12 protein-coding genes are annotated in these 9,835 nt (G+C 68.2%); all 12 read left to right on the forward strand.

The window, feature by feature from the left end; translation table 11 throughout:
• A partial coding sequence (locus tag ACR2JI_RS08890; RefSeq protein ID WP_526389716.1) for a phosphotransferase family protein occupies positions 1 to 833 on the forward strand: 833 nt, incomplete at its 5' end.
• Positions 830 to 1,156 (forward strand): DUF6285 domain-containing protein, encoded by a 327-nt coding sequence (locus ACR2JI_RS08895; RefSeq protein WP_526389717.1) that lies wholly within the window; start codon positions 830 to 832, stop codon positions 1,154 to 1,156. The genes ACR2JI_RS08890 and ACR2JI_RS08895, both read left to right, overlap by 4 nt.
• On the forward strand, positions 1,153 to 1,530 hold the full coding sequence (locus ACR2JI_RS08900) for a nuclear transport factor 2 family protein (protein ID WP_526389718.1): 378 nt from the start codon (positions 1,153 to 1,155) through the stop codon (positions 1,528 to 1,530). The genes ACR2JI_RS08895 and ACR2JI_RS08900 overlap by 4 nt, the downstream gene beginning before the upstream one ends.
• Positions 1,531 to 1,688: 158 nt before the next feature.
• Complete coding sequence (locus ACR2JI_RS08905; protein ID WP_526389725.1) at positions 1,689 to 2,060, forward strand: Rv3143 family two-component system response regulator; 372 nt, start codon at positions 1,689 to 1,691, stop codon at positions 2,058 to 2,060.
• 89 nt (positions 2,061 to 2,149) lie between these two features.
• A complete protein-coding gene (locus ACR2JI_RS08910) occupies positions 2,150 to 2,509 on the forward strand; it encodes an NADH-quinone oxidoreductase subunit A (protein WP_526389719.1) in 360 nt (119 codons plus the stop codon).
• Positions 2,500 to 3,054, forward strand: a complete 555-nt coding sequence (locus ACR2JI_RS08915; RefSeq protein WP_526389720.1) for an NADH-quinone oxidoreductase subunit B — start codon at positions 2,500 to 2,502, stop codon at positions 3,052 to 3,054. The genes ACR2JI_RS08910 and ACR2JI_RS08915 overlap by 10 nt, the downstream gene beginning before the upstream one ends.
• Before the next feature lie 17 nt (positions 3,055 to 3,071).
• A complete protein-coding gene (locus ACR2JI_RS08920; RefSeq protein WP_526389726.1) occupies positions 3,072 to 3,698 on the forward strand; it encodes an NADH-quinone oxidoreductase subunit C in 627 nt (208 codons plus the stop codon).
• On the forward strand, positions 3,698 to 4,996 hold the full coding sequence (nuoD, locus tag ACR2JI_RS08925; RefSeq protein ID WP_526389721.1) for an NADH dehydrogenase (quinone) subunit D: 1,299 nt from the start codon (positions 3,698 to 3,700) through the stop codon (positions 4,994 to 4,996). Before ACR2JI_RS08920 ends, nuoD begins: the two co-directional genes overlap by 1 nt.
• Before the next feature lie 49 nt (positions 4,997 to 5,045).
• Positions 5,046 to 5,765, forward strand: a complete 720-nt coding sequence (gene nuoE / locus ACR2JI_RS08930) for an NADH-quinone oxidoreductase subunit NuoE (RefSeq protein WP_526389722.1) — start codon at positions 5,046 to 5,048, stop codon at positions 5,763 to 5,765.
• Positions 5,735 to 7,057: an NADH-quinone oxidoreductase subunit NuoF gene (gene nuoF / locus ACR2JI_RS08935; RefSeq protein ID WP_526389727.1), complete on the forward strand. Its 1,323-nt coding sequence runs from the start codon at positions 5,735 to 5,737 to the stop codon at positions 7,055 to 7,057. The genes nuoE and nuoF overlap by 31 nt, the downstream gene beginning before the upstream one ends.
• Positions 7,054 to 9,393: an NADH-quinone oxidoreductase subunit G gene (locus ACR2JI_RS08940; protein ID WP_526389723.1), complete on the forward strand. Its 2,340-nt coding sequence runs from the start codon at positions 7,054 to 7,056 to the stop codon at positions 9,391 to 9,393. Before nuoF ends, ACR2JI_RS08940 begins: the two co-directional genes overlap by 4 nt.
• The coding region (locus ACR2JI_RS08945; protein ID WP_526389724.1) for a complex I subunit 1/NuoH family protein at positions 9,390 to 9,835 on the forward strand (446 nt) is incomplete at its 3' end. The genes ACR2JI_RS08940 and ACR2JI_RS08945, both read left to right, overlap by 4 nt.

Raw genomic sequence — 9,835 nt, forward strand, 5'->3', positions numbered from 1 at the left:
GCCGCCGGTCATTGATCCTGCGCACCGCTCCGACCGCCGAGGGGCAGTTCGCGAGTATGGAACTCGAGGCCGCGGTGCAGTCAGCCGCGGCCCAGTCCGGCGCGCCGGTGCCGAACATCATCACCGCATCCAATTCGCCTGCTGCCCTGGGTAATCCGTATCTCATCTGCGACGAGATCGCCGGCGAGACAATCGTCCGCAAGATTGCGCGCCAACTCGACGATGCCGGGCGGTCCCGGCTGCTGAACCAGTGCGGTCAGGCACTGGCCGCAATCCATCGGGCCGCGACCGATGCGGCCGAGCTCAGGGAGCGCGACGAACTCGTCGAGTGGCGCCAGCGCCTCGACGATCTGGACGACACCACCGCGACCTTCGAGTGGGCGTTTCGCTGGCTGGAGGCCAACCAGCCCGATCCCGGACCGCGGACGCTGACGCACGGCGATTTCCGGATGGGCAATCTGATCGTCGAGGATTCCACCCTCGCCGCGGTGCTGGACTGGGAGGCCGTCCACATCGGCGATCTCCACGAGGACCTGGCCTGGTTCTGCGTCCGGGCCTGGCGCTTCGGGGCACCGCCGGGCATGGCTGCCGGCGGCCTGGGCTCAGTCGAGGAGTTCGTCTCGGCCTACGAGCGCGCCGGCGGGGCGCCGGTCGACCGAGACGCGCTGCTCTGGTGGCAGGTACTGGGCACGCTGAAGTGGGGCATCATCTGCCGGTATCAGGCGCAGCGGCATCTGTCCGGGCAGACCCGGTCGGTGGAGCTGGCCGCCATCGGACGCCGGGTGTGTGAAAACGAATGGGATTTGCTTGATCTCATGGAGGGTGCCTCATGAGCGAGCTCACCGGCCGCCCGACCGCCGCCGAACTGGTCGCCGCCGTCGCCGAGTTCCTGGAAGGCGACGTGCGCGCCAACACCAGCGGCGCGGTGAACTTCCACGCCCTCGTCGCCGCTAACGCCCTGCGGATCGTGGAGCGCGAGCTGCTCGACGCCCACGATCCCCCGGACCTGCTGGGCTTTGCCGACGAGGCCGCGCTGGCCACCGCGATCCGCGCCGGCGAACTCGACGGCCGGCCCGCCGAGGTGCTGCGGTGTCTGCGCGCGGTCGTCAGTCACCGTCTGGCGATCTCCCACCCCGGTTACGGTGGAACGCCATGAGCACCATCACGGACGTCGCCGACGGGTTATTCGCCGCCATCGAGCGCGGCGACGCCCCGGGGTTGGCCGCGCTGTGGTCCGACGACATCGTCGTCTGGCGCCAGGGCGGTGGCCGCGAGCGGGACAAGACCCGCGGCCTCAAGGTCATCGAGTGGTTCGTCGACAGCACCACCTCGCGGCGCTACGAGATTCTCGACCGCCAGGTGTTCGACAGCGGGTTCCTTCAGCAGCACACCGTGCACGCCACCGCCCGCAGCGGCGCACCGCTGACCTTCCGCGCCTGCCTGATTGTGAAGGTCGGGGCAGACGGGCTGATCACCCGTATCGACGAGTACCTGGATCCAGCCGACCTGACACCGCTGACCGACTCCTAGAACCTCGTCCCCGACAGGCCACTGGATGCCGACGTCCACCCCATCGACGGCAGCACCGTCCTGATGGCCGACACCGTATTCACCAAGTCGCCCGCGATTCCGGGCTGGCCCGGACTAGCATCGTCGGAGTGTCCAGGTCCGAGGCGCCGTTGCACCTCATGGTGTACAGCAGCAACGCCCGCACCCGGGAGCAGGTCAGAGGTGCCCTCGGCGATCGGATCCATCCGGAGCTGCCGGAATTGACCTACACCGAGGTCGCCACCGGCCCGATGGTGATCCAATTGATGGACGACGGCGGGTTTGATCTGCTGATTCTCGACGGCGAGGCGTCCCCGGTCGGCGGAATGGGTATCGCCAAACAACTCAAGGACGAGATCTCCGACTGCCCCCCGGTCCTGCTCCTGACCGGCCGGGCCGACGACGCCTGGCTGGCCGGCTGGTCCAAAGCCGAGGCCGCCGTGCCGCACCCGATCGACCCGATCCGGCTCGGCGAGGCCGTGGCCGGTCTGTTGCGCACCCGGACGGCCTAACTCGCCATTTCAGCCGGTTCCGCGGCACAAAATCGTTAGGCTGCGAACTGGATCACGTCGGCACTTGGAGCGGGGAGTACTACAGCGGTATGAGCCTGTACACGCCGATCCTGATGCTCGGAGCCATCGCCGCACTCTTCGCGGTGGTGTCGGTGGGCATCGCCCTGGTGATCGGACCGCGGCGTTACAACCGGGCCAAGCTCGAGGCCTACGAGTGCGGTATCGAACCGGTGGCCAATGAGCCGGTGGGACAACGCTTCCCGATCAAGTACTACCTGACCGCGATGCTGTTCATCGTCTTCGACATCGAGATCGTGTTCCTCTACCCGTGGGCGATAGCCTTCGATCAGCTGGGCACTTTCGCACTGGTGGAGATGGCGATCTTCGTGGCAACGGTGTTCGTCGTCTACGCCTACGTCTGGCGCCGGGGCGGTCTCGAATGGGACTAGAGGAATCGCTACCGGGCGGCATCCTGCTGTCCACCGTGGAGAAGGTCGCCGGGTTCGCCCGCAAGGGATCGCTGTGGCCGGCCACCTTCGGCCTGGCCTGCTGCGCCATCGAGATGATGGCCACCGCGGGCCCCCGCTTCGACATCGCCCGCTTCGGCATGGAGCGATTCTCCGCCACCCCGCGCCAGGCCGACCTGATGATCGTGGCCGGCCGGGTCAGCCAGAAGATGGCCCCGGTGCTGCGTCAGGTCTACGACCAGATGGCCGAGCCCAAGTGGGTGCTGGCCATGGGGGTGTGCGCCTCCAGTGGCGGCATGTTCAACAACTACGCGGTGGTCCAGGGCGTGGATCACGTAGTGCCCGTTGACATCTACCTGCCGGGCTGCCCGCCCCGCCCCGAGATGCTGCTGCACGCAATCCTCGCCCTGCACGCCAAAATCGCCGAGACGCCACTGGGCGTGCACCGCGCCGAGGCGATCGCGGCCGCAGAGAAGGCCGCGTTGGCCGCCCCCACCACCCTGGAACTCAAGGGGTTGCTGCGGTGAGCGGACCACAGCAGGGCATGTTCGGCGTCAGCGGCACACCCGACGTCTCAGGTTACGGACGCCTGGCCCGCCCGACCGCACCCCCGGAGAGCACCCCGCGCCCCTTCGGCGGCTACTTCGACGACATCGTCGACCGGCTGATCGGGATCTTCGGCACCGGGTTCCTCGCCGCAGCGATCGAACGCGTCGTCGTCCACCGCGACCAACTGACCCTGCACGTGCGTCGCGAACATCTGGTCCGGCTGGCCTCCGCGCTTCGCGATGACGAGGGACTGCGGTTCGAATTATGTTGCGGCGTATCGGGTGTGCACTACCCCGATGACGTCGGCGGCGAACTGCACGCCTTCTACCCGCTGCTGTCGATCACCCACAACCGTCGGGTCCAACTCGAGGTGTCCTGCCCCGACACCGACCCGCACATCCCATCGCTGTTCAGCGTGTACCCCACCTGCGACTGGCACGAACGGGAGACCTACGACTTCTTCGGCATCATCTTCGACGGCCATCCGGGTCTGACCCGGATCGAGATGCCCGACGACTGGGTCGGTCACCCGCAGCGCAAGGACTACCCACTCGGCGGTGTTCCGGTGGAGTATCACGGCGCGCAGATCCCGCCGCCCGACCAGCGCAGGTCGTACCGCTGATGACAGTCGAAGATCCCGTAATCGTCCTGGGCGGTCAGGACTGGGACCAGATCGTCGCCGCCGCCCGCGACGGTGAGGCCGGCGAGCGCATCGTGGTCAACATGGGTCCGCAACACCCGTCGACGCACGGGGTGCTGCGGCTGATCCTGGAGATCGACGGCGAGACGGTGACCGAAGCGCGGTGCGGTATCGGCTATCTGCACACCGGCATCGAGAAGAACCTCGAGTACCGCACCTGGACCCAGGGCGTGACGTTCGTGACCCGGATGGACTACCTGTCACCGTTCTTCAACGAGACCGCCTACTGCCTCGGCGTGGAGCGACTGCTCGGCATCACCGACGAGATACCCGAGCGGGCCTCGGTGATCCGGGTGATGCTGATGGAACTCAACCGGATCTCCTCGCATCTGGTGGCACTGGCCACCGGCGGTATGGAACTGGGGGCGATGTCGCCGATGTTCTTCGGCTTCCGCAGCCGCGACCAGATCCTGTCCTTCTTCGAAGCGGTCACCGGCCTGCGGATGAACAACGCCTACATCCGCCCCGGCGGCGTGGCCGCCGACCTGCCCGAGGACGGCCCGGCCCGGCTGGCCGAACTGTTACAGAACCTGCCCGGCCAGCTCCGCGAGATCGAGAACCTGCTCACCGAGAGCTACATCTGGAAGGCCCGCACCAAGGGCGTCGGCTATCTCGACCTGACCGGGTGCATGGCACTGGGGATCACCGGCCCGGTGCTGCGCTCCACCGGTCTGCCGCACGACCTGCGCAAGTCCCAACCCTATTGCGGCTACGAGACCTACGACTTCGACGTCGTCACCGACACCGGCGCCGACTGCTACGGCCGTTACCTGATCCGCATCGGCGAGATGCACCAGTCCATCAAGATCGCCGCCCAATGCCTCGAGCGCCTGAAGCCCGGACCGGTCATGATCGAGGACAAGAAGCTGGCCTGGCCGTCGGATCTGAAACTGGGCCCCGACGGTCTCGGTAACTCCCCGGAGCACATCGCCAAGATCATGGGCACCTCGATGGAAGGCCTGATCCACCACTTCAAGCTCGTCACCGAAGGATTCCGGGTGCCGGCCGGCCAGACCTACACCGCCGTGGAGTCCCCGCGCGGCGAACTCGGCGTGCATATGGTCTCCGACGGCGGCACCCGGCCCTACCGCGTGCACTACCGCGACCCCAGCTTCACCAATCTGCAGGCGGTGGCGGCGACGTGCGAAGGCGGCATGGTCGCCGACGTGATCTCCGCGGTGGCGAGCATCGACCCGGTGATGGGGGGTGTCGACCGATGAGGGTCACAACCCGAAGAGCGTCGACCCAGTCGAACAGGGGTGTAGACCGTTGAGTGTCGACCTGACGCTGGGCCCGCGGCCCGACGAACCCGGCCCCCCGATCGGAGGGCCGGATTCATACTCCCCGGAAGTGATCCAGCAGCTCGCCGACGACGCTGCCGTGATCATCGCCCAGTACCCGCAGCCCCGCTCCGCGCTGCTGCCACTACTGCATCTGGTCCAGTCGGTCGACGGCTACCTCACCACAGCCGGAATCTCCTTCTGCGCAAGCCAACTGGCCCTTACCGAGGCCGAGGTTGCCGCGGTGGCCACCTTCTACTCGATGTACCGCCGCAGCCCCACCGGCGACTACCTGATCGGGGTCTGCACCACCACCCTGTGCGCCGTCATGGGCGGTGACGCCATCCTGGACACCCTGGAGTCCGAACTCGGCGTACACGCCGGCCAGACCACCCCCGACGGTCTGATCACCCTCGACCACATCGAGTGCAACGCGGCCTGTGACTACGCCCCCGTCGTCATGGTCAACTGGGAGTTCTTCGATAACCAAACCCCCTCCAGCGTAAGCGAACTCGTCGCCGCCCTGCGCGCCGGCGAAGCCGTCACCCCGTCGCGGGGTACCACGCTGTGCCCGTTCCGGGAGACCTCCCGCGCCCTGGCCGGAGTCGGCGAGATCGGTGACGACGACGGCAGTGCACCCGGCGAGGCAACACTGGCCGGTCTGCGGGTGTTCCGTGAATCGACGGAGACTCCGGAGCAGCCGTGCTGACCCCGGTTCTCAGCCGGTTCTGGGATCAGCCCAACCCGTGGACGCTGGCGACCTATCTGTGGCACGACGGCTACCAGGGCCTGCGCAATGCACTGGGGATGACACCCGACGAGGTGATCGCCGCGATCACGGAGTCCGGCCTGCGCGGCCGCGGCGGGGCCGGGTTCCCGACCGGCACCAAGTGGTCCTTCATCGACCAGAACTCGACCAAGCCGAAGTACCTGGTCATCAACGCCGACGAGTCCGAACCCGGCACCTGCAAAGACATGCCGCTGCTGCTGACCACGCCGCACTTCCTGGTCGAGGGCGCCATCATCGCGGCCTACGCCATCCGGGCCCGGCATGCCTTCATCTACCTGCGCGGTGAGGTGGCGCCGGTGCTGCGCCGGCTGCGGGCCGCCGTCGCCGAGGCCTACGACGCCGGCTATCTCGGTACCAACATCCTGGGCTCCGGATTCGATCTGGACCTGATCGTGCACGCCGGTGCGGGCGCCTACATCTGCGGCGAGGAGACCGCGCTGCTGGACTCCCTCGAAGGCCGGCGCGGCCAGCCCCGGCTGCGCCCGCCGTTCCCCGCCGTCGCCGGCCTCTACGCCTGCCCGACGGTGGTCAACAACGTCGAGTCCATCGCCAGCGTGCCGCCGATCATGCTCAACGGCGTCGACTGGTTCAAGTCCATGGGCACCGAGAAGTCACCGGGCTTCACGCTGTACTCACTGTCCGGTCACGTCACCCGACCCGGCCAGTACGAGGCGCCGCTGGGCGTCACCCTGCGCCAGTTGCTGGACTGCGCCGGCGGGGTGCGGGCCGGACACCGGCTGAAGTTCTGGACACCGGGCGGCTCGTCGACCCCGCTGCTGACCGACGAACACCTCGACGTGCCACTGGATTACGAGGGTATCGCCGCTGCGGGTTCGATGCTGGGCACCAAGGCCCTGCAGATCTTCGACGAGACCACCTGTGTGGTGCGCGCGGTCCGGCGGTGGACCCAGTTCTACGCCCACGAGTCCTGCGGCAAGTGCACCCCCTGCCGCGAGGGCACCTACTGGCTGGCCCAGATCTATGAGCGCTTGGAGACCGGCCGGGGCGAGCGCGAGGATCTTGACAAGCTGCTCGACATCTCCGACACCATCTTCGGAAAGTCGTTCTGCGCCCTCGGCGACGGCGCGGCCGCACCGATCATGAGCTCGCTGCAATACTTCCGCGCCGAATACGAGGCGCATCTGGGGGCGGGGTGCCCGTTCGACCCACGCGCCGCAATGCTGGCCGCAGCCGAGGGGGTGACGGCATGAGTGACGACGATCAGGTGTCCGTCACCATCGACGAGACCACCTTCTCAGTTCCGAAGGGCACCTTGGTGATTCGCGCCGCCGAGATGATCGGCGTGCAGATCCCCCGGTTCTGCGATCACCCGCTGCTGGAGCCGGTCGGCGCCTGCCGGCAGTGCCTGGTCGACGTCGACGGCCAGCGCAAGCCGATGGCGAGCTGCACCACCACGGTCACCGACGGCATGATCGTGCGCACCCAGTTCACCTCCGAGGCAGCCGATAAGGCGCAGCGCGGAGTGATGGAACTGCTGCTGATCAATCACCCGCTGGACTGCCCGGTCTGCGATAAGGGCGGCGAATGCCCGCTGCAGAACCAGGCGATGTCGGCCGGCCGAGTCGAGACCCGGTTCACCGACGTCAAGCGCACCTTCCCCAAACCGATCAACCTGTCGGCGCAGGTGCTGCTGGACCGCGAACGCTGCGTGCTGTGCGCCCGCTGCACCCGTTTCGCCGCCCAGGTCGCCGGCGACCCGTCGATCGAATTGCTCGAACGCGGGGCGAGCCAGCAGGTGGGCATCGCCGACGGCGAGGCGTTCGACTCCTACTTCAGCGGCAACACCGTGCAGATCTGCCCGGTGGGCGCGCTGACCGGCAGCGCCTACCGATTCCGGGCCCGTCCCTTCGACCTGGTCTCCTCGCCCAGCATCTGCGAACACTGCTCATCGGGCTGCGCCCAGCGCACCGACCACCGGCGCGGTGTGGTGCTGCGCCGTCTCGCCGGCGACGATCCGGAGGTCAACGAAGAGTGGAACTGCGATAAGGGCCGCTGGGCCTTCACCTACGCCCGCGAGAGTGACCGCATCACCACTCCGATGGTCCGCGACGACGACGGGCACCTGCGTCCGGCCTCCTGGCCGGAGGCGATCGGCCGGGCGGCGGCCGGTCTGAGCCGCGGACGCGCCGGGGTTCTGGTTGGCGGGCGCAGCACCGCCGAGGACGCCTACGCCTACTCCAAATTCGCCCGGATGGTGTTGGGCACCAACGACATCGACTTCCGCGCGCGGCCACACTCCGCAGAGGAAGCCGACTTCCTGGGCGCCCACGTCGCCGGCTTGCCGGGGCTGACCTACGCCGACCTCGAATCCGCTCCGGTGGTGGTGCTGGTCGGATTCGAACCCGAGGACGAGTCGCCGATCGTGTTCCTGCGGCTGCGCAAGGCGGTCCGCAGTCGCGGGCTGCCGGTGCTCACCATCGCGCCGCTGCTCTCCCGCGGGTCGACCAAGCTCAACGCGCGGCTCATCGCCACCGCTCCCGGCGTCGAGGCCCGTGCACTGGATCGGCTGGCCGCCCAACTGCCCCACGGCGCGGTCGTCCTTCTCGGCGAACGGCTGGCCACCAGCCCCGGTGCGCTCTCGGCCGCCGCCCGGCTGATCGCGACCGGAGCGAAGCCGGCCTGGATTCCCCGACGGGCCGGTGAGCGTGGGGCGCTGGACACCGGCTGCCTGCCCACCCTGCTGCCCGGCGGACGCCCGGTCACCGATCCGGCTGCGCGCCAACAGATTGCCGACGTCTGGAACGTTGCCGGCCTGACCGATGAACCCGGTCGCGATACCTCCGCCATTCTCGAGGCCGCCGCACACGGCGAACTCGCCGGGCTACTGATCGGCGGTGTCGAACCCTCCGACCTCACCGACCCGCAGGCCGCACTCGCCGCGATCGGGGCCGCCGAGTTCGTCGTCAGCCTGGAGATCCGGGAGTCCGAGGTCACCGCGCTCGCCGATGTGGTGTTCCCGGTGGCGCCGGTCGCGGAGAAGTCCGGAACCTTCCTCAACTGGGAGGGCCGGCTGCGCTCCTTCGAGGCTGCGCTGTCCTCCAATGCCGCACCGGATCTGCGGGTACTGCAGACGCTGGCCGACGAGTTGGGCACCGACCTCGGGTTCCGCACGCCGGCGCAGGCCCGTGAGGAGATGACCCGGCTCGGCCTCTGGAACGGCGAGCGGACGGCCACCCCGGACGTCTCCGCCCAGCAGGTGCCGTACCTGGAGTCCGACGAGGCGGTGCTGGCCGGCTGGCGGATGCTGTTGGACTGCGGGCGGTTACAGGACGGCGAGCCGCACCTGGCCGGAACCGCGCGGCTGCCGGTCGCCCGGATGAGTGCGGCGACCGCCGCCGGAATCGGTGCCACCGACGTGGTGATCGTCTCCACCGGACGGGGTTGGGTGAGCCTGCGACTCGAGATCACCGACATGCCCAATCATGTGGTGTGGCTGCCGCTGAACTCCCTGGGCAGTGAGGTGCACCGGCGGCTCGGCGTCACCACCGGTGCCGTCGTGCACATCGAGGCGGGAGGGTTCCGGTGAGCTATCCCGACCCGGCCATCTTCGGTAACGACCCGTGGTGGCTGATGCTGATCAAGGCAGTAGCTGTCTTCGCCTTCCTTCTGCTCACCGTGCTGGTGGCGATCCTGGTCGAACGAAAAGTCCTGGGCCGCATGCAGATGCGCTACGGGCCCAACCGGGTCGGCCCGTTCGGTCTGCTGCAGTCGGTGGCTGACGGGATAAAGCTCGCCCTCAAGGAGGGGCTCACCCCGGCTGGTGTCGACAAGCCCATCTACCTGTTGGCGCCGATCATCGCCGTCATCCCGGCGATCATGGCCTTCGCGGTGATCCCGATGGGCCCGGTGGTGTCGGTGTTCGGCCACCAGACCCCGCTGCAACTGACCGACCTGCCGGTCGGGGTGCTCTACGTGCTGGCATTCACCTCCATCGGTGTGTACGGAATCGTGTTGGCCGGCTGGTCATC

Source organism: Mycobacterium sp., from assembly GCF_051006775.1.
Taxonomy (GTDB): Bacteria; Actinomycetota; Actinomycetes; order Mycobacteriales; family Mycobacteriaceae; genus Mycobacterium.

Bases quoted from the DNA above. Each gene is read 5' to 3' on its own strand.
- ACR2JI_RS08895 (WP_526389717.1), top strand. From the start codon at position 830: ATGAGCGAGCTCACCGGCCGCCCGACCGCCGCCGAACTGGTCGCCGCC.
- ACR2JI_RS08900 (WP_526389718.1), top strand. From the start codon at position 1,153: ATGAGCACCATCACGGACGTCGCCGACGGGTTATTCGCCGCCATCGAG.
- ACR2JI_RS08905 (WP_526389725.1), top strand. From the start codon at position 1,689: ATGGTGTACAGCAGCAACGCCCGCACCCGGGAGCAGGTCAGAGGTGCC.
- ACR2JI_RS08910 (WP_526389719.1), top strand. From the start codon at position 2,150: ATGAGCCTGTACACGCCGATCCTGATGCTCGGAGCCATCGCCGCACTC.
- ACR2JI_RS08915 (WP_526389720.1), top strand. From the start codon at position 2,500: ATGGGACTAGAGGAATCGCTACCGGGCGGCATCCTGCTGTCCACCGTG.
- ACR2JI_RS08920 (WP_526389726.1), top strand. From the start codon at position 3,072: ATGTTCGGCGTCAGCGGCACACCCGACGTCTCAGGTTACGGACGCCTG.
- nuoD (WP_526389721.1), top strand. From the start codon at position 3,698: ATGACAGTCGAAGATCCCGTAATCGTCCTGGGCGGTCAGGACTGGGAC.
- ACR2JI_RS08940 (WP_526389723.1), top strand. From the start codon at position 7,054: ATGAGTGACGACGATCAGGTGTCCGTCACCATCGACGAGACCACCTTC.